This window comes from Saccharothrix coeruleofusca, assembly GCF_017876325.1.
GTDB lineage: Bacteria > Actinomycetota > Actinomycetes > Mycobacteriales > Pseudonocardiaceae > Actinosynnema > Actinosynnema coeruleofuscum.
In genome coordinates this window covers 4977512-5002459 of record NZ_JAGINV010000001.1, presented here as the reverse complement: position 1 = coordinate 5002459, position 24948 = coordinate 4977512, and the positions used below count along the sequence as shown (strand labels likewise).

General features: G+C 72.4%; 23 protein-coding genes. 19 read left to right on the top strand and 4 right to left on the bottom strand.

Features of this window, described 5'->3' with window-relative positions:
- Positions 1–25 precede the first annotated feature (25 nt).
- From JOF41_RS22300 to JOF41_RS22260, 9 genes are all read left to right on the top strand, one after another.
- Positions 26–1615 carry an anthranilate synthase component I gene (locus tag JOF41_RS22300; protein ID WP_189223075.1) on the top strand — a complete coding sequence of 530 codons (1590 nt, stop codon included), beginning with the start codon at positions 26–28 and terminating at the stop codon, positions 1613–1615.
- On the top strand, positions 1608–2210 hold the full coding sequence (locus JOF41_RS22295) for a Trp biosynthesis-associated membrane protein (protein WP_307867497.1): 603 nt from the start codon (positions 1608–1610) through the stop codon (positions 2208–2210). Before JOF41_RS22300 ends, JOF41_RS22295 begins: the two co-directional genes overlap by 8 nt.
- A gap of 181 nt (positions 2211–2391) precedes the next feature.
- Positions 2392–3201, top strand: a complete 810-nt coding sequence (gene trpC, locus JOF41_RS22290; protein ID WP_189223076.1) for an indole-3-glycerol phosphate synthase TrpC — start codon at positions 2392–2394, stop codon at positions 3199–3201.
- Between the two features lie 10 nt (positions 3202–3211).
- Entirely contained in the window at positions 3212–4444 is a 1233-nt protein-coding gene (trpB, locus tag JOF41_RS22285) for a tryptophan synthase subunit beta (protein ID WP_209621737.1), read from the top strand.
- Positions 4441–5226 carry a tryptophan synthase subunit alpha gene (trpA, locus tag JOF41_RS22280; RefSeq protein WP_189223078.1) on the top strand — a complete coding sequence of 262 codons (786 nt, stop codon included), beginning with the start codon at positions 4441–4443 and terminating at the stop codon, positions 5224–5226. The genes trpB and trpA overlap by 4 nt, the downstream gene beginning before the upstream one ends.
- Before the next feature lie 103 nt (positions 5227–5329).
- Entirely contained in the window at positions 5330–5836 is a 507-nt protein-coding gene (locus tag JOF41_RS22275) for a Uma2 family endonuclease (RefSeq protein WP_209621735.1), read from the top strand.
- A 35-nt stretch (positions 5837–5871) separates the two neighbouring features.
- Positions 5872–6867 carry a prolipoprotein diacylglyceryl transferase gene (gene lgt / locus JOF41_RS22270; protein WP_189223080.1) on the top strand — a complete coding sequence of 332 codons (996 nt, stop codon included), beginning with the start codon at positions 5872–5874 and terminating at the stop codon, positions 6865–6867.
- A 7-nt stretch (positions 6868–6874) separates the two neighbouring features.
- Complete coding sequence (locus tag JOF41_RS22265; protein ID WP_189223081.1) at positions 6875–7543, top strand: response regulator transcription factor; 669 nt, start codon at positions 6875–6877, stop codon at positions 7541–7543.
- Between the two features lie 181 nt (positions 7544–7724).
- Positions 7725–9095, top strand: coding sequence for a sensor histidine kinase (locus tag JOF41_RS22260; protein ID WP_209621734.1), 1371 nt, complete (start codon positions 7725–7727; stop codon positions 9093–9095).
- 17 nt (positions 9096–9112) lie between these two features.
- On the opposite strand, the gene JOF41_RS22255 is transcribed toward JOF41_RS22260, so the two are convergent.
- Positions 9113–10042 (bottom strand): TAXI family TRAP transporter solute-binding subunit, encoded by a 930-nt coding sequence (locus JOF41_RS22255; RefSeq protein ID WP_229795413.1) that lies wholly within the window; start codon positions 10040–10042, stop codon positions 9113–9115.
- 189 nt (positions 10043–10231) lie between these two features.
- Between JOF41_RS22255 and dctA the strand changes: the two genes are divergently transcribed.
- From dctA to JOF41_RS22240, 3 genes are all read left to right on the top strand, one after another.
- A complete protein-coding gene (gene dctA, locus JOF41_RS22250; protein WP_189223083.1) occupies positions 10232–11584 on the top strand; it encodes a C4-dicarboxylate transporter DctA in 1353 nt (450 codons plus the stop codon).
- A gap of 389 nt (positions 11585–11973) precedes the next feature.
- Complete coding sequence (gene gltB, locus JOF41_RS22245; protein WP_209621732.1) at positions 11974–16512, top strand: glutamate synthase large subunit; 4539 nt, start codon at positions 11974–11976, stop codon at positions 16510–16512.
- Positions 16505–18010, top strand: a complete 1506-nt coding sequence (locus JOF41_RS22240) for a glutamate synthase subunit beta (RefSeq protein ID WP_209621729.1) — start codon at positions 16505–16507, stop codon at positions 18008–18010. The genes gltB and JOF41_RS22240 overlap by 8 nt, the downstream gene beginning before the upstream one ends.
- 57 nt (positions 18011–18067) lie before the next feature.
- Here the strand turns inward: JOF41_RS22240 and JOF41_RS22235 are convergent, their stop codons facing one another.
- Entirely contained in the window at positions 18068–18973 is a 906-nt protein-coding gene (locus tag JOF41_RS22235) for an oxidoreductase (RefSeq protein WP_209621726.1), read from the bottom strand.
- A 217-nt stretch (positions 18974–19190) separates the two neighbouring features.
- Here JOF41_RS22235 and JOF41_RS22230 point away from each other — a divergent pair, with 217 nt between their 5' ends.
- A complete protein-coding gene (locus tag JOF41_RS22230; protein ID WP_209621723.1) occupies positions 19191–19718 on the top strand; it encodes a hypothetical protein in 528 nt (175 codons plus the stop codon).
- Positions 19702–20010, top strand: coding sequence for a hypothetical protein (locus JOF41_RS22225; RefSeq protein WP_209621720.1), 309 nt, complete (start codon positions 19702–19704; stop codon positions 20008–20010). Before JOF41_RS22230 ends, JOF41_RS22225 begins: the two co-directional genes overlap by 17 nt.
- A 97-nt stretch (positions 20011–20107) precedes the next feature.
- Here JOF41_RS22225 and JOF41_RS22220 read toward each other — a convergent pair whose 3' ends face one another.
- Entirely contained in the window at positions 20108–20305 is a 198-nt protein-coding gene (locus JOF41_RS22220; RefSeq protein ID WP_209621717.1) for a hypothetical protein, read from the bottom strand.
- A 111-nt stretch (positions 20306–20416) separates the two neighbouring features.
- On the opposite strand from JOF41_RS22220, the gene JOF41_RS22215 reads away from it, so the two are divergent.
- Genes JOF41_RS22215 through JOF41_RS22205 form a run of 3 tightly spaced genes read left to right on the top strand, consistent with a single transcriptional unit; the run spans position 20417 to position 22162 of the window.
- Complete coding sequence (locus JOF41_RS22215) at positions 20417–21277, top strand: helix-turn-helix domain-containing protein (protein ID WP_209621714.1); 861 nt, start codon at positions 20417–20419, stop codon at positions 21275–21277.
- 15 nt (positions 21278–21292) lie between these two features.
- Complete coding sequence (locus JOF41_RS22210) at positions 21293–21472, top strand: DUF397 domain-containing protein (RefSeq protein WP_209621710.1); 180 nt, start codon at positions 21293–21295, stop codon at positions 21470–21472.
- A gap of 36 nt (positions 21473–21508) precedes the next feature.
- Positions 21509–22162, top strand: a complete 654-nt coding sequence (locus tag JOF41_RS22205; RefSeq protein ID WP_209621707.1) for a DUF2461 domain-containing protein — start codon at positions 21509–21511, stop codon at positions 22160–22162.
- Here the strand turns inward: JOF41_RS22205 and JOF41_RS22200 are convergent.
- The gene (locus tag JOF41_RS22200) at positions 22140–22481 is read right to left on the bottom strand and encodes a VanZ family protein (protein ID WP_189223093.1); all 342 of its coding nucleotides are present in this window, start codon (positions 22479–22481) and stop codon (positions 22140–22142) included. The two genes, JOF41_RS22205 and JOF41_RS22200, sit on opposite strands and share 23 nt — an antisense overlap.
- Before the next feature lie 82 nt (positions 22482–22563).
- Here JOF41_RS22200 and pyk point away from each other — a divergent pair, with 82 nt between their 5' ends.
- Positions 22564–23988 carry a pyruvate kinase gene (gene pyk, locus JOF41_RS22195; RefSeq protein WP_189223094.1) on the top strand — a complete coding sequence of 475 codons (1425 nt, stop codon included), beginning with the start codon at positions 22564–22566 and terminating at the stop codon, positions 23986–23988.
- Positions 23989–23996: 8 nt separating this feature from the next.
- Positions 23997–24923 carry an acyl-CoA thioesterase II gene (gene tesB, locus JOF41_RS22190; RefSeq protein WP_209621704.1) on the top strand — a complete coding sequence of 309 codons (927 nt, stop codon included), beginning with the start codon at positions 23997–23999 and terminating at the stop codon, positions 24921–24923.
- Positions 24924–24948: the final 25 nt, after the last annotated feature.

Genomic DNA, 24948 nt, shown 5'->3' with positions numbered 1-24948 from the left:
GAGGGCAGCCGGGCACAATGGCCGCATGGTGAGCGTGATCGGTGCAGGTGCGGGGCTGGGCGAGGTCAGCCCGACGCGCGAGGAGTTCCGCGAACTCGCCGCGCAGCGGCGGGTGATCCCGGTGGTGCGCAGGCTGCTCGCGGACGAGGAGACGCCGGTCGGCCTGTACCGGAAGCTGGCCGCGGACCGGCCGGGCACGTTCCTGCTGGAGTCGGCCGAGAACGGCCGCTCCTGGTCGCGCTGGTCGTTCGTGGGCGTGCGGTGCGCGGGCTCGCTGACCGCCACCGGCGGCGAGGCGTACTGGACCGGCGCGCACCCGGTGGGCCTGCCCGAGGGCGGCGACCCGCTGGCGGCGCTGCGCGAGACCATCGAGGTGCTGCGCACCGACCCGCTGCCCGGCCTGCCCCCGCTCACCGGCGGCATGGTCGGCTACATCGGCTACGACGCGGTGCGCAGGCTGGAGCGGCTGCCCTCGCTGGCCGAGGACGACCTGGGCGTGCCCGAGCTGGTGATGATGCTGGCCGTGGACCTGGCCGCGCTGGACCACCACGAGGGCACCGTCACGCTGATCGCCAACGCGATCAACTGGGACGACTCGGCGGAGCGGGTGGACGCCGCCTACGACGACGCGGTGGCCAGGCTGGACCGGATGGCCGCGGACCTGGACAACCCGGCGCCGCCCACCGTGGCCGTGTTCTCCCGGCCCGAGCCGCGCTTCGTCCGCCGCCGCTCGCGGCAGGAGCACACCGCGGCGGTGGAGAAGGCCAAGGAGGCCATCCGCGCGGGCGAGGCGTTCCAGGTCGTGCTCTCGCAGCGGTTCGAGATGCCCAACGCCGCGGACCCGCTGGACATCTACCGCGTGCTGCGCACCTCCAACCCCAGCCCGTACATGTACCTGCTGCGGCTGGACGGCTTCGACATCGTCGGGTGCAGCCCCGAGTCGCTGGTGACCGTGCGGGACGGCAAGGCCACCACGCACCCGATCGCGGGCACCCGGTGGCGCGGCGTGGACGACGAGGAAGACGCCCTGCTGGAGAAGGACCTGCTGGCCGACCACAAGGAGCGCGCCGAGCACCTGATGCTGGTCGACCTGGGGCGCAACGACCTGGGCCGGGTCTGCAAGCCGGGCTCGGTGACCGTGGTCGACTTCTTCAAGGTCGAGCGGTACAGCCACGTGATGCACATCGTGTCCACGGTCAGCGGCGAGCTGGCCGAGGGCCGCACCGCGTTCGACGCGGTGGCCGCGTGCTTCCCGGCGGGCACGCTGTCCGGCGCGCCCAAACCGCGCGCGATGGAGCTGATCGAGGAGCTGGAGCCGACCCGGCGCGGCCTCTACGGCGGTGTGGTGGGCTACCTGGACTTCGCGGGCGACGCGGACACCGCCATCGCCATCCGCACCGCACTGGTGCGCGACGGCGTGGCCTACGTCCAGGCAGGCGGCGGCATCGTGGCCGACTCGGACCCGCTGGCCGAGGACAACGAGTGCCTGAACAAGGCGGGCGCGGTGCTCTCGGCGATCGCGACCGCGCAGACCATGGCCCCGGCCGCGCGTTCGGCAGCGGATTCGGCAGCGGATTCGGCAGTGGACTCGGGGGTGGGCTCGGCCCGTGTCTGACCGGGAACCCGAAGCTCGTCCCGAAGCCGAGTCCGCGCCCGCTCCGGTGCCACCGGACGTGCCCCCCGACGTGCCTGAGGACTCGCCTGCCGAGCGCGACCGGCGCGCGCGGCGGCGTCCGCTGTGGATCGTGGTCTGCCTGCTGCTCCTCGGGGCGGTCGCGCTGTGGGGCGCCTCCGCGATGACCTGGGTGCGCGGCGCGGACGGGCGGCCGTCGTCCACCGCCGCGCTGACCGGCGGGCAGGCGGTGCCCGCGCTGGTGCCGCTGGCGCTGCTGTGCGCCGCCGCCATCGCCGCCGTGGTGGCGCTGGGCGGCTGGGTCCGGCGGCTGCTGGGCGTGGTGGTGCTGGGCGCGGGCGCGGCCACCGCCGCGGTGACCCTCGGCGCCGAGGGCGCGCTCGCGGCGCGCGGCGTGGCGCTGCTGGGCGCGCTGCTCGTGCTCGGCGCGGGTGGGCTGCTGGTGGTCCGCGGCGCGGCCATGCCGAAGCTGGGCGGCGGCTACCAGACGCCCGGCGCGGCCAAGCGGTCCGCCGATCCCGACCGGGAGCTGTGGAACGCGCTGGAGCGCGGGGACGATCCCACGGAGGGGGACTGACGTGCCGCACGTTTGCGCACGTCGGCTCGAGAGGGCCCCGATCATCAGCGCGGACGCCACCACCCGGTGGCCGGGACGGGGTGCCTGCGGGGTTAGCATCCTCGTGGCGGGAAGGGGAGCATGACGTGCGGGAGCTTGCGACCGAACCAGGAAGGGCCGCGGACACGGGCGAGGTGTTCGGATGACCGTTCTCGAGTCGATCATCGAAGGCGTTCGTGAGGACCTCGCCGCGCGCGAGGCGCAGTTGCCTTTCGAGGCGCTCAGGGAGCGGGCGGCGAAGGTGCCCCCGCCGCAGGACGTGCTGTCGATCCTGCGCGGGCCGGGGGTCGGGGTGATCGCCGAGGTCAAGCGGCGCAGCCCGTCGAAGGGGCAGTTGGCGGACATCCCGGAGCCCGCGGAGCTGGCGGCGGCCTACGAGGCGGGCGGCGCGCGGGTGATCAGCGTGCTGACCGAGCAGCGCCGCTTCGGCGGGTCGCTGGCGGACTTCGACGCGGTGCGCGCGGCGGTGAGCGTCCCGCTGCTGCGCAAGGACTTCATCGTCAGCCCGTACCAGGTGCACGAGGCGCGCCTGCACGGCGCGGACATGGTGCTGCTGATCGTGGCGGCGCTGGAGCAGAACGCCCTGGTCTCGCTGCTGGACCGGGTCGAGTCGCTGGGCATGACGGCGCTGGTCGAGGTGCACACGGCCGAGGAGGCCGACCGGGCGCTGGAGGCCGGGGCGAGCGTCATCGGGGTGAACGCCCGCAACCTGCACACCCTGGAAGTGGACAAGGACGTGTTCGGCCGCATCGCGCCCGGACTGCCCTTCGACACCATCAAGATCGCCGAGTCCGGGGTGTCCGGGCCGGGCGACCTGATGGCGTACGCGGGGGCGGGTGCGGACGCGGTGCTGGTCGGCGAGAGCCTGGTCACGAGCGGCGACCCCAAGGTCGCGGTGAACAAGCTGGTGACGGCGGGGTCGCACCCCGCGTGCCCCCGGCCGAGTCGGTAAGGAGAGCGCCATGTCGCGCGGCCAGTTGGCTCCGACGCCCCACGACCCCGACGATCGGGGTCACTTCGGGCCGTGGGGTGGCCGGTTCATGCCGGAAGCGCTCATCGCCGCGGTGGACGAGCTGGCCGCCTTCTACGAGAAGGCGCGCGTCGACCCGGACTTCCTCGACGAGTTCTCCCGGCTGCTGCGCGACTACGCGGGCCGCCCGTCGCTGCTCACCGAGGCGAAGAAGTTCGCCGAGCACGCGGGCGGCGCGCGGGTGTTCCTCAAGCGCGAGGACCTCAACCACACCGGCTCGCACAAGATCAACAACGTGCTGGGCCAGGCGCTGCTGACCAAGCGGATGGGCAAGAAGCGGGTCATCGCCGAGACCGGCGCGGGCCAGCACGGCGTGGCCACGGCCACCGCGTGCGCGCTGATGGGCCTGGACTGCGTCATCTACATGGGCGAGGTCGACACCCAGCGGCAGGCGCTCAACGTGGCCCGGATGCGGCTGCTGGGCGCCGAGGTCATCCCGGTGACCACCGGGGCGCGCACGCTCAAGGACGCGATCAACGAGGCGCTGCGGGACTGGGTGGCCAACGTCGAGGACACCCACTACCTGCTGGGCACCGCGGCCGGGCCGCACCCGTTCCCGGTGCTGGTGCGCGACTTCCACCGGGTCATCGGGGTGGAGGCCCGGCAGCAGGTCCTGGAGCAGGCCGGGCGGCTGCCGGACGTGGTCGTCGCGTGCGTGGGCGGCGGGTCCAACGCCATCGGCATCTTCCACGGCTTCATCGACGACCCGTCGGTGCGCCTGGTGGGCATCGAGCCCGGCGGCGACGGCCTGGACAGCGGGCGCCACGGCGCGACGCTGACCGCGGGCACGCCCGGTTCGCTGCACGGCGCGATGTCCTACCTGCTGCAGGACGAGGACGGCCAGGTCACCGAGGCGCACTCCATCTCGGCGGGCCTGGACTACCCCGGCGTCGGCCCGGAGCACTCGCACCTGAAGGACACCGGCCGCGCCGAGTACTGGCCCGCCACCGACGCGGAGGCGATGGAGGCGTTCGCGCTGCTGTCGCGCACCGAGGGCATCATCCCGGCGATCGAGTCCTCGCACGCGCTCGCGGGCGCGCTCAAGATCGGGCGCGAGCTGGGGCCGGAGGGGCTGATCGTGGTCAACCTGTCCGGTCGCGGCGACAAGGACATGGACACCGCGATCAACTGGTTCGGGCTCGGCGTTCGGGAGGATCGGGCATGAGCAGGCTGGAAGGCGTGTTCGCGCGCTGCCGCGAGGAGTCGCGGGCGGCGCTGATCGGCTACCTGCCCGCCGGGTTCCCCACCGTGGAGGGCTCCAAGGACGTCCTGCGCACCATGGTCGAGGCGGGCTGCGACGTGGTGGAGGTCGGGCTGCCGTTCTCCGACCCGGTGATGGACGGGCCGACCATCCAGCGGGCCGCCGAGCGGGCGCTGCGCGGCGGGTTCCGGGTCCGGGACCTGTTCGGCGTGGTGGAGTCGGTGGCCGAGGCGGGCGGCAAGGCCGTGGTGATGACGTACTGGAACCCGGTGCTGCGCTACGGCGTGGACGCGTTCGCGCGCGACCTGGCCGCGGCGGGCGGGCTCGGGCTGATCACCCCGGACCTGGTGCCGGACGAGGCGCTGGAGTGGATCTCCGCATCCGAGGCGCACGATCTGGACCGGATCTTCCTGGTCGCGCCGTCCTCGACCGAGGAGCGGATCGACCTGACCGCGCGGTCCTCGCGCGGGTTCCTCTACGCGACCTCGGTGATGGGCGTGACCGGGGCGCGGGACGTGGTCTCCACCGCGGCCCCCGCGCTGGTGCGGCGGGTGCGCGAGCACACCGACATGCCGGTGGGCGTGGGGCTGGGCGTGCGCAACGGGGCGCAGGCGGCCGAGCTGGCCGCGTTCGCCGACGGGGTGATCGTCGGCTCGGCGTTCGTCTCGGCCGTCGACACCGACTCGGTGGCCGCGCTGACCGAGGAGCTGGCCCAGGGCGTCCGCGCCGTCCCCACCCCCGCCTGACCCACCCGCGAGTCGCCCCCCGGTCGACTCGATCAGGTGAACTGGTGGCCGCGGGGCCGCTCGAACCCCCGGAACTGTCAGTGGTGATCGCGAAGCTGGCCGCATGAACCAGCTCGTGCACGACATCATGACCAGGTACCGCTCGCAGCGGGTCGAGTGCGTCGACGGGACGCTCGTCGTGAGAGCCCTCGGCACCACCGGCCGCCAGCGACTGCTCCTGCGCTGCGCCGCGGCCCTGCGCGCCGCCTGCCCACCGGGTTGGGAGGCCCTGGTCGCGGTCGGCGTCCACCTCGCGCCCGGCAGGCTGGTCATCCCCGATTTCACCGTCAACCGCCTCGCCGGGGACGGCACCGCGCTCGCCGCGGAGGACGTGGTGCTGGCGGGCGAAGTGCTGTCCCCGGACACGCGGGTCGTCGACCGCACCCTCAAGCACCCGCTCTACGCCGCGGCCGGGGTGCCGTACCACCTGGTCGTCGACCCGTCCGAAGCCGAGGTCGCGGCGGCGCTGTTCGAGCTGGAGGCGGGCGAGTACGTCGAGATCGCGCGCGGCGAGGGTGGTGTCATCGAGCTCCCGCGACCCTTCCCGGTAACAATCGAGCTGTCGCCTTAGCCCGCTCCCGCCCACCCACTACGGTGGATGCCGTGGTGACGACTTACCTCGCGACGATCCCCAGTCCGGACCAGGGCGTGTGGCAGCTGGGCCCGGTCCCGCTGCGGGCCTACGCGCTGTGCATCATCGCGGGCATCATCGTGGCGATCTGGTGGGGCGAGCGCCGCTGGGTGGCGCGCGGCGGCGAGAAGGGGGCGGTCACCGACATCGCCGTCTTCGCGGTGCCGTTCGGCCTGGTCGGCGGCAGGCTCTACCACGTGGCCACGGACTACGACAAGTACTTCGGGGCCGGGCGCGACCCGCTGGACGCGCTGGCCATCTGGAACGGCGGCCTCGGCATCTGGGGCGCCATCGCGCTGGGTGGCGTGGGCGCGTGGATCGGCTGCCGCCGCCGCGGCATCCCGCTGCCCGCGATGGCCGACGCGCTGGCGCCGGGCATCGTCACCGCGCAGGCCATCGGCCGCCTGGGCAACTACTTCAACCAGGAGCTCTACGGCGGTCCCACCACGCTGCCGTGGGGCCTGGAGATCTACGAGCGGGTCGACCCGGCCACCGGCCTCAAGGACGACCTGGCGGGCGTGGCGCTGGACCACACGCCGATCGCGATCGTGCACCCCACGTTCCTCTACGAGCTGCTGTGGAACCTGGGCGTGGCGCTGCTGATCGTCTGGGCCGACCGGAAGTTCCGGCTCGGGCACGGACGGGTCTTCGCGCTCTACGTCGCCGGGTACACCGCGGGCCGGTTCTGGATCGAGCTGATGCGCACCGACCCGGCCACCCAGGTGTTCGGGCTGCGGATCAACGTCATCACCTCGGTAGTGGTCTTCCTCGGCGCGGTCGTGTACTTCGTGCTGGCCGCGCGCCGGGGCGAGCGGGAGGTCATCGAGCCGCCCGCGAAGCCGGAGTCGGAGTCGGACGCGGAGTCGGAAGGGGAGTCGGCGGGGGCCGAGCGGGACACCACCACCGTCCCGGCGGCCGAGGTGAAGGCCGAGCGGACCGGCACCGAGGTCGGCGACAAGCCGGACGAGTGAGCCCGCCGTGCGCATCCTCGTCGTCGAAGATGACGACCGGGTGGCGCGTGGTCTGCTCATCGCCCTCCGGCACGCGGGCTACGAGGTCCACCGGGTCGGCACGGCCGCTGCCGCGCTGACCGCCCCGGCCGCCGACGTCGTGCTGCTGGACCTGGGCCTGCCCGACAAGGACGGCTTGGACGTGCTGCGCGAGCTGCGCCACCGGCCGGGCACCGCGGTGATCGCGGTGACCGCGCGGGGCGAGGAGCGGGAGCGGGTGCTGGGCCTGCGCGCGGGCGCGGACGACTACGTGGTCAAGCCGTTCGGCACCGCGGAGCTGCTGGCCCGCATCGAGGCCGTGCTGCGGCGCACCCGCAACGCCCGCGCGGGCACCGGCGCGGGGGAGACCCTGTCGCTGGGGCCGCTGGAGCTGGACGAGGCCACCCGCGAAGCGCGCGTCGACGGCGTCCCGGTGGCGCTGACCCGCAAGGAGTTCGACCTGCTCGCCCTGCTGGTGCGGCGGGCGGGCGCGGTGGTCAGCCGTGACCTGATCGTGGACCAGGTGTGGCAGGCGCACTGGGAGGCGCCGTCGCGCACCCTGGACACCCACATCGCCGCGCTGCGCGGCAAGCTCGGCGACGCGGTGCGGATCGAGACCATCCGCGGCGTGGGCTACCGGGTGGCGGCCGGGGCCTGACGCGGATCGGCTCACCGGGGGTGGGGCACGCCCGCCACGGGGCGACCTGCCGGAACGTCCGGCAACCGGTCACCTCGACCCGTCCGGTCCGGGGCGCTCCCGCGTGTCATCATCGTCGAACCCCTGTCCGCGCGGGTCCGGTCCGCGCAGTGGGAACACGCCCCACCCCGGCGAGGTTGCCGTGCTCCGCAGACTGCTGGTCCTGTTCGTGCCGCTGCTGGTGACGCTGGTGGCGGCGCTGGGCGTGCCGCTGGCGTTCGCGGTGGTGCAGCGGGAGAGCCAGCAGACCTACCTGGACCGGCTGGGCGACGCGGCCCGGTTCGCCTCGCTGGCGGAGAACGCGCTGGCCTCGGGCAGGCTGACCGCGCTGGCCGACGAGCTGGTGCGCTACGACCGGCTCTACGGCATCGCCGCCGCGCTGATCGGCACCGACGGGCGGGTGGTGGCCGGGTCGCGGCAGGAGTTCGAGCTGGGCGAGGACGCGGTGCGGCGGGGCCTGGACGCGGCGTTCGGCGGCTACCGGGGCGACCACACGCCCGCGGTGTGGCCGTGGGAGGACGTCGACATGGTGGTGGTCGAGCCGGTGGGGCGGGACAGCGAGGTGGTGGCCGCGGTGGTCACCATCTCGCCGACCGAGCGGCTGCGCGCGGAGGTGGTGCGGCAGTGGGGCGTGCTGGCGCTGCTGGGCCTGGTGCCGCTGCTGGGCGTGGTGGCCGTGGCCTGGCCGATGTCGCGCTGGGTGCTGCGGCCGGTGCGCACCCTTGACGAGGCGACCGCGGCGGTCGCGCAGGGCGAGCTGGACGCGCGGGCCGACGAGGTGGGCGGTCCGCCGGAGCTGCGCAGGTTGGCCGCGTCGTTCAACGCCATGGTGGACGTGGTGGGCCGGGCGCTGCGCAGGCAGCGGGAGTTCGTCGCGGACGCCTCCCACCAGCTGCGCAACCCGCTGGCCAGCCTGCGGCTGGCGGTGGACAACCTGGCCCCGCACGTGTCCGGCGAGCTGGGCCGGGAGGCGCAGCGGATCGCCGCGGACGAGGCCGAGGAGATGGGCCGGGTGCTCGACGCGCTGCTGGCCGCGACCCGGTTGGACAGCGCGTCGGCGGCCGAGCCGGTGGAGCTGGACGGCCTGCTGGCCGCGCACGCGCCCGGCTGGCGGGCGCTGGCGGGCGGGATCGCGCTGGAGGTCGAGGTGCCGCCGGGGCTGCGCGTGCTGGAGCCGCCGGGCGGGCTGGGCAGCGTGCTCGACGAGCTGGTGGGCAACGCGGTCCGGTTGTCCGGGGCGACCCGCGTGCGGGTGTGGGGGCGCGCCGGGGAGGGCGGTGTGGTGGAGCTGCACGTGACCGACGACGGCGTGGGGCTGGACGAGCACGAGCGGGTGGAGGCGCTGCGCCGGTTCTGGCGGTCCCCCCGGCACCAGAACACCCCCGGCACCGGGCTGGGCCTGGCCATCTGCGCCGAGCTGATCGCCTCGGCGGGCGGGGAGCTGGAGCTGCGCCCGGCGCGGCCGCACGGCGTGGACGCGGTGGTCCGCCTGACACCTGACGCGGGCACCTGATTCCGGCGCTTCCGAGCTCAGCGCTTCACCGAGCGGAACCAGCGCTCGGCGCCCTTGTGCAGGGGCACCTGACCGGTGGCGATGCCGGTGCGCACGTTGATCCGGCTGGCCTCCTGGTGCCGCGCGGCGATGCGGGCGGACTCGGTGAACACCGTCCTGGTCACCACCTCCACCACGGCCGGGTCCAGCGCGGAGCGGGCCAGCAGCAGGTTGGGCACGGCGAAGGTGCGGCACGGGGGCAGCGGCCGGTAGGTGGTGGCCGGGATGGTCGCGGGCACGTACAGGCCGGGGTAGGCGTCGGCCAGCGCCTCGGCCTCCTGGGGCAGGTCGACCAGCCGGGGCGGGGTCGGCCCGAGCAGGTCGCTGACCGCCGGGGTGGGGATGCCGGTCAGCGCCAGCAGTGCGTCGATCGAGCCCGCCGCGAGCTGCCGGGCGGCCTCCGCGTGCGCCATGCGCAGCGCCTGGACCCGCACGCCCAGCAGGTCCAGCAGCCGGGTGGCGGTGAACTCGGTGCCGGACTCCACCGGCCCGAGCGACACCCGCAGCCCGGCCAGGTCGGCCAGCCGCCGCACCGGCGACCCGGACGGGACCACCACGTGCAGGAAGCTGTCGTAGAGCCTGCCGACGGCGCTGATGCCGCCGGGGTCCTCGGCGCTGAGCAGCGCGCCCGCCAGCGGGTCCAGCGAGGACAGTCCCAAGTGGACCTGCCCTTCCTGCAGCAGCCTGGCGTTCTCCACCGAGGCTCCGGTCTGCCTGGTCACCACGCGGGTCTCGGGCAGCTGGTCGGCCAGCGCCGAGGCCAGCGCCGCGCCGATCTCCCGGAACACCGCGCCGTCGGGCCCGGTGGCCAGCACCAGCTCCGCGGGGGCGGGCGGGTCGCCGCCGGTGCAGCCGGGTACCCCCGCCGCGAGCGCGGCGAGCAGCACCGCACGCCTGCTCAGGTCCACCAGCGCAGGGTAATCCGGTGAACCCGGCCGAGCGGGCGGGGTGACCCGCCCGTGAACGCGGCGTTACGTCAGAGGGATCTGAAGTTTCCGCCGCCCGGCTTGTCCGGGACGCGCGCCGTGCTCAAGCTCACCCCGGCAACCCCACCGTCGCGGCCCCTAGGAGGAGACGTGGTCACCGCGGAAACGCGTGTGCGCAAACCGATCTACAAGCACCTCTACTTCTGGGTGCTGGTGTCGATCGTGCTCGGCGTCGTGGTGGGCTACGTGTTCCCGGCGCAGGCGTCGGGGATGAAGTGGCTCGCCGACCTGTTCGTGAACCTGGTCAAGGTGGTCATCGCGCCGACCATCTTCTGCACCGTCGTGGTCGGCATCGCGGGCCTGGGCAACCTCGCCAAGGCGGGCGGCCTGGCGCTGCGGACCATCCTGTACTTCACCGCGATGACCACGTTGGCGCTGGCCATCGGCCTGATCGTGGTCAACCTGGTGCAGCCGGGCCACCAGGGCCCGAGCATCCCGATCAACGACGACGCCGCGGAGAAGACGCTGGCCGACGCCAAGACGGCGGAGACCGGCGTCACCGGCTTCATCCTGAGCCTGGTGCCCAAGTCCTTCCTCAGCGCCTTCACCGACGGGCAGCTGATCCAGGTGCTCGTGGTGGCCATCCTGGTCGCGGTGGCCGTGGCGGGCATGGGCAAGCGCGGCGAGCGCGTGGTGTCCGCGCTGGACACCGTGGCCAAGGTGATGTTCGGCGTCATCAAGATCGTCATGTACGCGGCGCCGATCGGCGCGTTCGGCGGCATCGCCTACACCATCGGCAAGTTCGGCGGCTCGATCCTGGGCAAGCTGGCCTGGCTGATGGGCTCGTTCTACGCGACCTGCCTGCTGTTCGTCTTCGTGGTGCTGGGCGGCGTGGCGCTCTACGCCGGGTTCAACATCCTGAAGTTCCTGCGCTACATCAAGGACGAGCTGCTGATCGTGCTGGGCACCTCCTCCAGCGAGTCGGTGCTGCCCAGGATGCTGGTCAAGCTGGAGGCCGCGGGCGCGGGCAAGTCGGTGGTGGGCCTGACCATCCCGACCGGCTACTCGTTCAACCTCGACGGCACCTGCATCTACCTGACCATGGGCGCGATCTTCATCGCCCAGGCCACCGGCCACGACGTCAGCCTGGCCACCCAGGTGGGGCTGCTGCTGTTCATGCTGCTGGCCAGCAAGGGCGCGGCGGGCGTGACCGGCGCCGGCCTGGTCACCCTGGCCGCCTCGCTGCAGGCGTTCGAGGCCAACAGCGCCATCCCGGCGGTCGGCATCGCGCTGATCGTGGGCATCGACCGGTTCATGTCCGAGGCGCGGGCCATCACCAACGTCATCGGCAACGGCGTCGGCTCGCTGGTGGTGGCCCGCTGGCAGGGCCAGCTGGACCGGGAGCGGCTGCGGGAGGTCCTGGACGACCCGGACAGCGTCGACGTCGACCACCTGCTGGACCGCCAGCACGGTGACGACCCGGAGGACGTCGAGCGGGAAGCCGTGGGGGCGGGCGCTCGCTAAAAATTCACCCGTACGGGTACCTCAGTCAGGGTGACCGACGCTGGGCCCCGCTCCCCGCCGCACACCGCGGTCGGGGGCGGGGCCCAGCCGTGTGACCTGCGACGCAGCCCGTGCCTGTGGCTGTAGCCAAGCTCTCACCGGAGCGCGCAACGGCCGTCGCCCAGTTATGCTTAACAACGCGTAACAACGTCAGGCGCAATGTCGCTCCAGCTCCCCCAATCGTTACGCTTCCATGACCTGGATCACCCATTGGATGGTGTCTCCTGGTTTCGCGACTGTTAAAGTCGCGTCAACACGCGGGCCACCGTCGTCCCGTGCCCAGAAGCCGGAAACTCAGCACTGAGCACGAGGACTCGTTCTCTCGGAGGACGACGAAGGAGGTCTGCGCAGTGATCTTCTCCGCCATCCCGTCCCCGCAGGGGCTCTACGACCCGCGTGCGGAGCGCGATGCCTGCGGTGTGGCGATGGTCGCCGACATCCAGGGCCGCCGCTCCCACTCGATCGTGGTGGACGCGCTGACCGCGTTGGCGAACTTGGAACACCGCGGCGCCGCCGGTGCGGAGCCGACCAGCGGCGATGGCGCCGGAATCCTGCTGCAGCTGCCCGACGAGTTCCTCCGGGGCGTCGTCGGGTTCGACCTGCCGGAGCGCGACGGGTACGCGGCGGGCATCGCCTTCCTGCCCGCCGAGCCGCAGGAGCGCGCCAAGGCCGTCGAGCTGGCCGAGCGCGTGGCCGCCGAGGAGGGCCTGCGGGTGCTGGGCTGGCGCGACGTGCCGGTCGACCCCGACGGCGCGGACATCGGCCCCACCGCCCGCTCGGTCATGCCGCACTTCGCCATGCTGTTCGTCGCGGGCGAGCGCGGCGAGACCGGCCTCGACCTGGACCGCGTGGTGTTCTGCCTGCGCAAGCGGGTCGAGCGGGAGAGCACGGCCGCGGGCGCGGGCACGTACTTCCCGTCGCTGTCCGCGCGCACCCTGGTCTACAAGGGGATGCTGACCACCGGCCAGCTGCCCGCGTTCTTCCCCGACCTGCGCGACCAGCGGTTGGCCAGCGCCATCGCCCTGGTGCACTCCCGGTTCTCCACCAACACCTTCCCGTCGTGGCCGCTGGCGCACCCGTTCCGGTTCGTCGCGCACAACGGCGAGATCAACACCGTGCGCGGCAACCGCAACCGGATGCGCGCCCGCGAGGCGCTGCTGGCCTCGAAGGTCATCCCCGGCGACCTGACCCGGCTGTTCCCCATCTGCGACCCGGACGGCTCGGACTCGGCCTCCTTCGACGAGGTGCTGGAGCTGCTGCACCTGGGCGGGCGCAGCCTGCCGCACGCGGTGCTGATGATGATCCCCGAGGCGTGGGAGAACCACGCCTCGATGGACCCCAAGCGCCGCGCGTTCTACGAGTTCCACGCCAGCCTGATGGAGCCGTGGGACGGCCCGGCCTGCGTCACCTTCACCGACGGCTCCCTGGTCGGCGCGGTGCTGGACCGCAACGGCCTGCGCCCGGCCCGCTGGTGGCAGACCGCCGACGGCCGCGTGGTGCTGGCCAGCGAGACCGGCGTGCTGGACGTGCCGCCGGACCAGGTGGTGGCCAAGGGCCGCCTCACGCCGGGCCGGATGTTCCTGGTCGACACCGCCGAGGGGCGGATCATCGACGACGAGGAGATCAAGTCCCAGCTCGCGGGCGAGCTGCCCTACGACGAGTGGCTGCACGCGGGCCTGCTGGAGCTGGCCGACCTGGCCGACCGCGAGCACGTGGTGCAGAGCCACGCCTCGGTGGTGCGCCGCCAGCTCACCTTCGGCTACACCGAGGAGGAGCTGCGCGTCCTGCTCGGGCCGATGGCGGTCAACGGCGCGGAGCCGCTGGGCTCCATGGGCACCGACACCCCGGTGGCCGCGCTGTCGCAGCGCTCCCGGCTGCTCTACGACTACTTCGCGCAGACCTTCGCGCAGGTGACCAACCCGCCGCTGGACGCGATCCGCGAGGAGATCGTCACCTCCGTCTCGCGCGTGATGGGGCCGGAGCAGAACCTGCTGGAGCCCGGTGCCGCCTCGTGCAGGCACATCAAGCTGACCTACCCGGTCATCGACAACGACGAGCTGGCCAAGCTCATCCACATCAACGACGACGGCGACCTGCCCGGCTTCGCCTGCACCGTCCTGAGTGGACTGTACGAGGTGGACGGTGGCGGCGCGGCGCTGGCCGAGGCGATCGAGCGGGTGCGCCGCGAGGCCTCCGAGGCCATCGCCGCGGGCGCGCGCACGCTGGTGCTCTCCGACCGCGACTCCGACCACCGCATGGCGCCGATCCCGTCGCTGCTGCTGGTCTCCGCGGTGCACCACCACCTGGTGCGCACCAAGGAGCGGCTGCGCGTGGCGCTGGTGGTGGAGACCGGCGACGCCCGCGAGGTGCACCACGTGGCCGCGCTGCTGAGCTACGGCGCCGCCGCGGTGAACCCCTACCTGGCCTTCGAGACCATCGAGGACCTGATCAGCCAGGGCGCGATCACCGGCATCGAGCCGCGCAAGGCGATCCGCAACTACGTCACCGCCCTGGTCAAGGGCGTGCTGAAGATCATGTCCAAGATGGGCATCTCCACGGTCGGCGCCTACACCGCCGCCCAGGTCTTCGAGGCCGTCGGCCTGTCCAAGGAGCTGCTGGACGAGTACTTCACCGGCACCGTGTCCAAGCTCGGCGGCGCCGGGCTGGACGTGCTGGCCGAGGAGGTCGCGCTGCGGCACCGCCGCGCGCACCCGGACAACCCGACCGACCGCGTGCACCGGCGGCTGGAGGTCGGCGGCGAGTACGCCTACCGCCGCGAGGGCGAGCTGCACCTGTTCACGCCGGAGACGGTGTTCCTGCTCCAGCACGCCTCCCGCACCCGCAAGGCCGAGGTCTACAAGCGCTACACCGACGAGGTGGAGCGGCTGGCCAGGCAGGGCGGCACGCTGCGCGGCCTGTTCTCCTTCCGCACCGAGGGCCGCGCGCCGATCCCGGTGGAGGAGGTCGAGCCGGTCAGCTCGATCGTCAAGCGGTTCAACACCGGCGCCATGTCCTACGGCTCGATCTCGGCCGAGGCGCACGAGACCCTGGCCATCGCGATGAACCGGCTGGGCGGCCGGTCCAACAGCGGCGAGGGCGGCGAGGACCCCGAGCGCCTGTACGACCCGCAGCGCCGCTCCGCGGTCAAGCAGGTCGCCTCCGGCCGGTTCGGCGTCACCAGCGAGTACCTGGTCAACGCCAGCGACATCCAGATCAAGATGGCGCAGGGCGCCAAGCCCGGCGAGGGCGGCCAGCTGCCCGGCTACAAGGTCTACCCGTGGATCGCGCGCACCCGGCACTCCACGCCGGGCGTCGGCCTGATCTCGCCGCCGCCGCACCACGACATCTACTCGATCGAGGACCTGGCGCAGCTCATCCACGACCTGAAGAACGCCAACGAGCAGGCCCGCGTGCACGTCAAGCTGGTCAGCGAGGTCGGCGTCGGCACGGTCGCGGCGGGCGTGGCCAAGGCGCACGCGGACGTGGTGCTGATCTCCGGCCACGACGGCGGCACCGGCGCCTCCCCGCTCAACTCGCTCAAGCACGCGGGCACGCCGTGGGAGATCGGCCTGGCCGAGACCCAGCAGACGCTGCTGCTCAACGGGTTGCGCGACCGCATCACCGTGCAGGTCGACGGCGCGCTGCGCACCGGCCGCGACGTGGTGGTGGCCGCGCTGCTGGGCGCGGAGGAGTTCGGCTTCGCCACCGCGCCGCTGATCGTCGCGGGCTGCGTGATGATGCGGGTCTGCCACCTGGACACCTGCCCGGTGGGCGTGGCCACGCAGAACCCGGAGCTGCGCAAGCGCTACACCGGCCAGGCCGAGCACGTGGTGAACTTCTTCGAGTTCGTCGCGCAGGAGGTCCGGGAGCTGCTGGCGCAGCTGGGTTTCCGCTCCATCGACGAGGCCGTCGGGCACGCGGAGCTGCTGGAGACCGACACCGCGATCGAGCACTGGAAGGCGGGCGGGCTGGACCTGACGCCGGTGTTCACCGTGCCCGAGACGCCCTACCCCACGGCCAAGCGCAAGGTCCGCGACCAGGAGCACGGCCTGGAGCAGGCCCTGGACCGCACGCTCATCCAGCTCGCCGAGGCGGCGCTGGAGGACGCCCACCCGCTGCGGCTGGAACTGCCGGTGCGCAACGTCAACCGCACCGTGGGCACGCTGCTGGGCGCGGAGGTCACCCGCCGCTTCGGCGGCGACGGCCTGCCCGACGACACCATCCACGTGACGCTGACCGGCTCGGCCGGGCAGTCGCTGGGCGCGTTCGTGCCCCGCGGCATCACGCTGGAGATGATCGGCGACGCCAACGACTACGTCGGCAAGGGACTGTCCGGCGGCCGGATCGTGGTGCGCCCGCACCCCGACGCGCCGTTCGCGGCCGAGCGGCAGGTCATCGCGGGCAACGTCATCGGCTACGGCGCGACCGGCGGGGAGATCTTCCTGCGCGGCCGGGTCGGCGAGCGGTTCTGCGTGCGCAACTCCGGCGCGCTGGCGGTGGCCGAGGGCGTCGGCGACCACGCCTTCGAGTACATGACCGGCGGTCGGGCCGTGGTGCTCGGGCCGACCGGCCGCAACCTCGCCGCGGGCATGTCCGGCGGCATCGCGTACGTGCTCGACCTGGACCCGTCCTCGGTCAACCAGGACATGGTCCAGCTGCAGCGCCCCGGCGCGGAAGACCTGCGCTGGCTGCGCGAGGTGGTGGAGCGCCACCACCAGCTCACCGGATCGGCGGTGGCCGCGTCGCTGCTCGGCGACTGGCCCCGGCGTTCCGCCGCGTTCACCAAGGTCATGCCCGGTGACTACCAGCGCGTGCTCGAAGCGATGAGGCTCGCCCGCGCGGAAGGCAGGGACGTCGACCAGGCGATCATGGAGGCTTCTCGTGGCTGACCCGTACGGTTTCCTCAAGCACACCCGCGCCGAGGCCAAGAAGCGCCCGGTCGCCGAGCGGGTCGCCGACTGGAACGAGGTCTACCTCGACCTCGACCAGCAGACCCGCGACAGCGAGGTGCGCACCCAGGCCACCCGCTGCATGGACTGCGGCATCCCGTTCTGCCACTCCGGTTCCGCCGGTTGCCCGCTGGGCAACCTGATCCCGGAGTGGAACGACCTGGTGCGCCGCGGCGACTGGGAGCTGGCCAGCGAGCGCTTGCACGCGACCAACAACTTCCCCGAGTTCACCGGCAGGCTGTGCCCCGCGCCGTGCGAGGCGGCGTGCGTGCTGGCCATCACGCCGGACGCCGGGGGCGCGGTCGCGATCAAGCGGGTCGAGCAGACCATCGCGGACGTGTCCTGGGAGCAGGGGCTCGTGCGGCCCACCCAGGCGCAGGTGTCCTCGGGCCGCAAGGTCGCCGTGGTCGGCTCCGGCCCGGCGGGCCTGGCGGCGGCGCAGCAGCTGACCCGCGCGGGCCACGAGGTCACGGTGTTCGAGCGCGACGACCGCCTCGGCGGGCTGCTGCGCTACGGCATCCCCGAGTTCAAGATGGAGAAGAAGGTCCTGGACCGGCGGCTGGCGCAGCTCCGCAAGGAGGGCACCAAGTTCGTCACCGGCTGTGAGGTCGGCGTGGACCTGACCGTCGAGCAGCTGCGCGAGCGGTTCGACGCGGTGGTGCTGGCGGTCGGCGCGCTGCGCGGCCGGGACGACACCACCACGCCGGGGCGGTCGCTGGAGGGCGTCCACCTGGCGATGGAGCACCTGGTCCCCGCCAACCGCGCCTGCGAGGGCGACGGCCCCGCCGGGATCGACGCGGCGGGCAAGCACGTGGTCATCATCGGCGGCGGCGACACCGGCGCGGACTGCTACGGCACCGCCGCCCGCCAGGGCGCGGCGTCGATCGTGCAGCTCGACCAGTACCCGCAGCCGCCGTCGCAGCGCGACGACGCGCGGTCCCCGTGGCCGGTGTGGCCGTGGGTGCTGCGCACCTACCCGGCCCACGAGGAGGCGGGCGAGCGCCGCTTCGCCGTGGCGGTGGAGGAGTTCGTCGGCGACGAGGACGGGCACGTGCGGCAGATCAAGCTGCGCAAGGTGCGCGTGGAGAAGGACGCCTCGGGCCGCCGCAAGGTGGTGCCCATGTCCGAGGAGGTCGAGCTGCTGCCCGCGGACCTGGTGCTGCTGGCGATCGGCTTCGAGGGCGTGGAGCACATGCCGCTGCTCGACGGCCTGGGCATCCCGCTGACCTCGCGCGGCACCATCTCGTGCGGTTCGGACTGGCAGACCACCGCGCCCGGCGTGTTCGTCTGCGGCGACGCCCACCGCGGCGCGTCGCTGGTGGTGTGGGCCATCGCGGAGGGCCGCTCGGTGGCCAACGCCGTGGACACCTACCTCACCGGCTCGTCGGACCTGCCCTCGCCGGTCATCCCCAACCAGCTGCCGCTCGCGGTGGTCTGACCGGTTCCCCTGACCAGGCCGCCCCCGCCAACGACGCCGGGGGCGGCTTTCTCGTGCTCACAGGTAGCGAACGCCGGTCAGCTCCTCGGCCGCCGCCCACAGCCGCCTGCCGACGGCCGGGTCGGCCGCCTCCCGGCTGAGCCGGGCCTCGGTGACCCGGCCGCGCATCTCCCCGAGCCCGGCGGGCCCGAAGAACTGGCCGCCCCGCACGTCCGGATCGGTCGCGGCGCGCAGCTGCGGCAGCGCGCCCCGCTCCACCGGCTGCGTGACCAGCAGCCCGAACCACGAGATCACCCGCCCCCACCGGCCGAGGTGCTCCCAGGCTCGCGGGGTCAGGTTGGTGCGGGTCATGCCGGGATGGGCCAGCACGCTGGTGACCGGCGACCCGGCGGCGCGCAGGCGGCGGTCCAGCTCCACGCCGAAGACCGTGGCGGCGAGCTTGGACCGGCCGTAGGCGGTGGAGCCCCGGTAGCCGCGCTCGAACATCAGGTCGTCGAAGTCCAGGTGCGCCGTCTTGTGCGTGATCGAGCTGAGGCTGACCACGCGGGCCGCCCGCGCCGCCGCCAGGTTGTCCAGCAACAGGCCGGTCAGTGCGAAGTGCCCCAGCACGTTGGTGGCGAGCTGCAGCTCGAAGCCGTCGGCGGAGGTGCGGCGCGGGCCGAGCAGGACCGCACCCGCGTTGTTGACCAGCAGGTCGATCGCCGGGTGGTCGGCGGCCAGCTTCGCGGCGAACGCGCGCACCGAGTCGAGGTGGGCCAGGTCCAGCTCGCGCACCTCGACGTCCCCGCCGATCCGGCGGGCGGCCTCCTCGCCCGCGGCGGTGTCGCGGACGGCGAGCACGACGCGGGCCCCGCGGCGGGCCAGCTCGGTGGCGGTGATCAGGCCGAGGCCCGAGTTCGCGCCGGTCACCACGGCGACCCGACCGCGCTGGTCGGGGATGCGGTCGGCGGTCCATCCGGTCATCTGCTGCTCCTGTGGGGTCGGTACGTCGCAGCCGACGCTAAGAGCGATCGAGCCCCGCTCGGTCGTCCCCGCCTACCCGGGTCTGCGAAACCCACCCCCTAAGCTGCGCCTGCAAGTACTACCCGGCGCCTCCACGTGGGCCGGTGACTACTACCCGGCAGGTCGGGGGCTGATCATGAAACTCGTCGACGTCGTTCGCCGCGCCAAAGAGGGAACGGTGACGCAGCGCGAGGTGGACGCGGTGGCGCGGATGCTGCCCGACGAACGCGGCCAGCGCGCCTACGACTGGCTCTACGTCATCGCCAGGGCATCGGCCACGCAGTACGAGCAGCTCGTCGCGAGCTACCTGGACCACGAGGAAGACCCGATGCTGGCCAGGCTGGCGTTGCAGACCCTCTGCACGTTCTGGGGTTTCGCGGATCGGTACACCGACCAGTTGGAGCGCTTCCTGGGCGAGGTCGAGTGGGACCACCTGGGGGACGTGCGGCTGATCGCCATCTCGGCCAGCGGGGAGTACCTGCGCGGGAACGTCCACAGTGGACTACTCCGGCGCTTGCTGGAACTCGCCGACCACAACGGTGACTCGACAATGCAGCCGAGGTTCGCGCTGGAGGCGGTCGCCCGCGCGCTCGACGACCCGACCCTGGCGGAGGTCAAGGGTCGGGAGAACCGGTACGCCGCCGTGCGCGAACGGGGTTGGGCCAGACTTGTCGCGGAGGAGGAGAGCCGTGGACGCGACCGGTGACGGATTCCGCGTCGTGTCAGAGGTGGGCGAGACGGTGGCGATGAGCCGTCTCCTCGACGCGTGGGACGGCGTGGTGGGCACCGTCGAGGACGGCTACTGGCTCGGCATCGACGAGTACCGGCACGACATCGCTGTTCGGGGCGTGATCGAACGACGTCTGGCGGAGTCGGACGTGCCCGCCTGGTGCGTGGAGCGTCTGGCGGAGATCGACCGCCGGTTCCGGCGGCTGCTGCTGCCGGAACCGGCGCGCGCGGGCGTGCCCTGGTGGGAAGCGCACGTGCGGACATCGTGAATTTCGGGTTCACGCACCCTGAATTGAGCGTTCGGGTATCGGGTGGGTGCCCGAACGCTCAGTTCGTGGTGTCTGAACGCGGAATTCGCGATGGGGGCTAGTCGGCGGGGACGAGTTGGGCGGCTTCGGTGCACTTCTCCAGCAGGTTGTGCAGCGCTTCCGAGGTGAGCACCAGGTCGAGGCCGTCCGTTCGGCCGCCCAGGCGCAACTGGGTCTCGGTGCCCACGACCTGGACCGCGATCGGGCACCCGCCCTCGATCTTCGCCCACGACTCCAGGTGCACGCCGTTACTCATGACTTCCTCCTCTGAATTGGGATGGCGAGGACGGTAGCCGGATAATCGGAGACACACATTTCCCTGATCGAGTGATGTAATGGCGAGTGTTCCGGCGGTAGCGTTGCGCCCATGGCGAAGATCACGCCCACGACCAAGAAGCTTTTGCTGGGCAAGGAAATCGCGCACTTGCGCGAGCGGGCCGGGATGTCCCAGGCGCAGGCCGCCGCGATCGTCGAGAAGAGCCAGAGCCGCATGGCCGACCTGGAGGCCGGGCAGTCCAGCATCACGCCGGGCGACCTCATCCTGCTGCTCAAGGGCTTCGGCGTCGCCGACGAGGACCACGTGCAAGCGCTGCTCGAACTGCGCCGCAACAACCACCAGCGCGGCAGGTGGAACGGCGTCCGGGCCAAGTACAGCGAGCAGTTCCGCACGATGGTCGACCTGGAGGAGAACTGCGACCTGATCCGCACGGTCGAGTCCGAGGTGCCGCCCGGACTGCTCCAGTGCGAGTCCTTCGTCCGAGCCCTGTACACCGGCTTCTACGAGGGCGACGACCTCGAAGCCCGGATCAAGGCCCGGTTGGCGCGGCAGGAGATCTTCGTCAAGCCCGATCCGCCGCAGGTCGCCTTCGTGATCTCGGAGTCGTCGCTGCGCCGCCAGTACGGCCCGCCGGAGGTCATGCGCGAGCAGGTCAACCACATGGTCAAGCTGTCGAAGCTGCCGAACGTCCGCTTGCAGGTGCTGCCCTTCAAGACCAGGTCGCAGGACACCTCGATCCGCGCGGGCTTCGTGCTGCTGCGCATCCCGTCACCGGGGGTGGCGGGGCCGCTGGAGTTCGCCTACACGGAGAACGCCGCCGAGGTCCGGTACATGGACGACAAGCACGTCGTGTCGGGTCTCGACCGCGCCTGGGCCCGGCTGAGCGGTGTGGCGCTGGACTTCGAGGAGACCCGCCGGTTCCTGCGTAAGGTTGCCAAGGAGTACGGCTAGCAACCGGAGGCGGCGATGTTCCGCAGGTCGAGCTACAGCGGTCAAGAGGGCAACAACTGCGTCGAGGTGGCGCGCACCCGTGCCGGGGTGGCGGTGCGCGACAGCAAGGCACCGGAGTGCCGGTTCGGCGTGACGCCCGCCGGGTTCGGCCGGTTCGTCGCCGCTGCTCGGCGGGGGCGCTTCGACCTGCCGTGACGGCGCTGTCGGGGGTGCCGCCTAAGCTGCCCGGCCATGGAGTTCAAGGGCTTCGGTGAGTACGCGATCGACTTCTACGACGGCCTCGTCGTGGACAACACCAAGGCCTACTGGGAAGACCACAAGCAGACCTACCTCGACGACGTGCGCGCCCCGATGGAGGCGCTGCTGGCCGTGCTCGAACCCGAGTTCGGCCGGGGCAAGGTGTTCCGCCCCTACCGCGACGTCCGCTTCAGCAAGGACAAGCGGCCCTACAAGGACCACTGCGGGGGCGTGGTGGAGCTGGGCCGCGGTGGTGGCGGGTACTACGTGCAGGTCGGCCCCGAGGGCCTGATGGTGGCGGGCGGGTCGTTCGCCATGGCGTCGGACCAGCTCGCCCGCTACCGCGAGTCGGTCGCCGACGACCGGCGCGGCGGTGAGCTGGCCAGGATCATCGCCAAGCTGGCCCGCAAGGGCTGGGAGATCCGCGGCGAGCAGCTCAAGCGCCCGCCGCGCGGCGTCGACCCCGACCACCCCCGGCTGGACCTGCTGCGCCGCAAGGCGATCTACGCGGCGAAGGTGTGGGAGCCCGACGACACCCTGCACGAGCCCGGCTGTCTGGACCGGGTGCGCCAGGGGTGGCGCGATCTGGTCGCCCTCAACGAGTGGTGCGCCGACCACGTCGGCATCACCGAGAAGGGCTTCCGCTGAACACCAGCCGGTGCGCCAGCCAGCCCAGCGCGATCCCGACGACGTCGGTGAGCCCGTCCACCGGGTCGCCGCTGCGACCCAGCACGGTCAGCAACTCCTGCACCACTTCCGAGGCGACGGCGTAACCCACAAGAGTGAGCAGCAGTGGGGTGCGGGGGAGTCGGGCGTACAGGCCGGTGCCCGCCAGCAGGGCGAACAGCAGGCAGTGGACGACCTTGTCCGTGCCGGGCGGTGAGCTGGGGACACCCGACTCGGGCGTGAACAGCACGATAACGCTGAGCAACGCCGCGGTCACGAAAGGAAAGAATCTGGCGGTCACAGGAGCGATTTTGCCTGTTTCCCCTAGATTACCCCCGGGTACATCCTGATCGGTCCAGTGAAGAGGACTACTCTGTCCGAACGTGAGTCGACGCGCGAAGATCGTCTGTACCCTGGGCCCCGCCACCGCCACCGCTGACAAGATCAACGAGCTGGTCGCGGCGGGGATGGACGTGGCGAGGATGAACTTCAGCCACGGCAGCCACGCGGACCACAAGCAGGTCTACGACCTCGTCCGCGCCGCCGCGGACGCGTCGGGCCGCGCGGTGGGCGTCCTGGCCGACCTGCAGGGCCCCAAGATCCGCCTCGGCCGGTTCGCCCACGGCCCCGTCGAGTGGCGCACCGGCGACATCGTCCGGGTCACCGTGGAGGACGTCGAGGGCACCCACGACCGGGTCTCCACCACCTACAAGGAGCTGGCCAAGGACGCCAAGGTCGGCGACCGGCTGCTGGTGGACGACGGCAAGGTCGGCCTGGTGGTCACCGACATCGAGGGCCCGGACGTGGTCTGCGAGGTCACCGAGGGCGGCCCGGTCAGCAACAACAAGGGCCTGTCGCTGCCCGGCATGGACGTGTCCGTGCCCGCGCTGTCCGAGAAGGACATCGAGGACTTGGAGTTCGCCCTCAGCCTGGGCGTGGACTTCATCGCGCTGTCCTTCGTGCGCTCGCCCGCCGACATCGACCTGGTGCACCAGGTGATGGACCGCAGCGGTCGCGGACGGCTGCCGGTGATCGCCAAGATCGAGAAGCCCGAGGCGGTCGACAACCTCGAAGCCATCGTGCTGGCCTTCGACGGCGTCATGGTCGCCCGCGGCGACCTGGGCGTGGAGCTGCCGCTGGAGCACGTGCCGCTGGTGCAGAAGCGGGCCATCCAGATCGCCCGCGAGAACGCCAAGCCGGTGATCGTGGCCACCCAGATGCTCGACTCGATGATCACCAACTCGCGCCCGACCCGCGCGGAGACCTCCGACGTGGCCAACGCCGTGCTCGACGGCGCGGACGCGCTGATGCTCTCCGGCGAGACCAGCGTGGGCCGCTACGCGATCGAGTCGGTCAAGACCATGGGCCGCATCATCGAGGCGGTGGAGACCGAGTCGGTGGTGGTGCCGCCGCTGACCCACGTCCCGCGCACCAAGCGCGGCGTGATCTCCTACGCGGCCCGCGACATCGGCGAGCGGCTCAACGCCAAGGCGCTGGTGGCGTTCACCCAGTCCGGTGACACGGTGCGGCGGCTGGCCCGCCTGCACACCCACCTGCCGCTGCTGGCGTTCACCCCGGAGCCCAGCGTGCGCAGTCAGCTTGCTCTCACCTGGGGCACCGAGACGTTCCTGGTGCCTAAGGTGGACTCCACCGACGAGATGGTCCGCCAGGTGGACGCCTCCATGCTGTCGATCGGCCGCTACCAGCCGGGAGACCTCATGGTCGTCGTCGCGGGCTCCCCGCCCGGCACCGTCGGCTCGACCAACCTCATCCGGGTCCACCGGCTCGGGGAGGAAGACCACGCCTAGGAGATGACGTGACAGAGGCTGCCCGTGCCGCGGCGACCGCCCCGCTCCAGGACGTTCCGCTGGACAGCGACGGTGTTCCGCACGGGCAGCCCGTGCTCGACCGGCTTGTGGCGCTGCTGGACCTGGAGCGCATCGAGGAGAACATCTTCCGAGGGGTGTCCCCCGCCGAGTCGCCCGTGCGGGTGTTCGGCGGGCAGGTAGCGGGGCAGGCGCTGGTGGCGGCGGGGCGGACCGTCCCGCCGGAGCGCCGGGTCCACTCGCTGCACTCGTACTTCATCCGCGGCGGCGACCCGACGATCCCGATCGTCTACGAGGTCGACCGCATCCGCGACGGCCGCTCGTTCACCACCCGCCGCGTGGTGGCCGTCCAGCGCGGCAAGGCGATCTTCTCGCTGTCCGCGTCGTTCCAGCTCGACGAGCCGGGCCTGGACCACCAGGAGCCGATGCCCGCCGTGCCCGAGCCGGAGTCGCTGCCCACCTACGCCCAGGCCGCCGCGGGCTACCTGGACAAGGTCGGCATGACGCGACTGCCCAGGCCGATCGACGTGCGCTACGTGACCGAGCCGCCGTGGCGGGCCCGCGAGGGCGGGCCCGCCGAGGCGCGCAGCCAGGTGTGGATGCGCGCCGACGGCAAGCTCCCCGACGACGACCTGCTGCACGTGTGCGTGCTGGCCTACGCCTCGGACATGACGCTGCTGGACTCGGTGCTGGTGCGGCACGGCGTCTACTGGGGCACCGACAAGGTGCTGGGGGCCAGCCTGGACCACGCGATGTGGTTCCACCGCCGGTTCCGCGCCGACGAGTGGTTCCTCTACGACTGCGCCTCGCCCTCGGCGTCGGGGGCGCGCGGCCTGGCGACCGGCCGGTTCTTCTCGGCCGACGGCCAGTTGGTGGCCACGGTGGTCCAGGAGGGACTGCTCCGGGTGCTGGACTGACCCCGCTACGCTGTGGCGCCCTGGT

Coding starts and splice junctions, on each gene's coding strand:
- JOF41_RS22300 (WP_189223075.1), top strand. CDS start 26: ATGGTGAGCGTGATCGGTGCAGGTGCGGGGCTGGGCGAGGTCAGCCCG.
- trpC (WP_189223076.1), top strand. CDS start 2,392: ATGACCGTTCTCGAGTCGATCATCGAAGGCGTTCGTGAGGACCTCGCC.
- trpB (WP_209621737.1), top strand. CDS start 3,212: ATGTCGCGCGGCCAGTTGGCTCCGACGCCCCACGACCCCGACGATCGG.
- trpA (WP_189223078.1), top strand. CDS start 4,441: ATGAGCAGGCTGGAAGGCGTGTTCGCGCGCTGCCGCGAGGAGTCGCGG.
- JOF41_RS22275 (WP_209621735.1), top strand. CDS start 5,330: ATGAACCAGCTCGTGCACGACATCATGACCAGGTACCGCTCGCAGCGG.
- JOF41_RS22235 (WP_209621726.1), bottom strand. CDS start 18,973: ATGACCGGATGGACCGCCGACCGCATCCCCGACCAGCGCGGTCGGGTC.
- JOF41_RS22220 (WP_209621717.1), bottom strand. CDS start 20,305: ATGAGTAACGGCGTGCACCTGGAGTCGTGGGCGAAGATCGAGGGCGGG.
- JOF41_RS22215 (WP_209621714.1), top strand. CDS start 20,417: ATGGCGAAGATCACGCCCACGACCAAGAAGCTTTTGCTGGGCAAGGAA.
- JOF41_RS22210 (WP_209621710.1), top strand. CDS start 21,293: ATGTTCCGCAGGTCGAGCTACAGCGGTCAAGAGGGCAACAACTGCGTC.
- JOF41_RS22205 (WP_209621707.1), top strand. CDS start 21,509: ATGGAGTTCAAGGGCTTCGGTGAGTACGCGATCGACTTCTACGACGGC.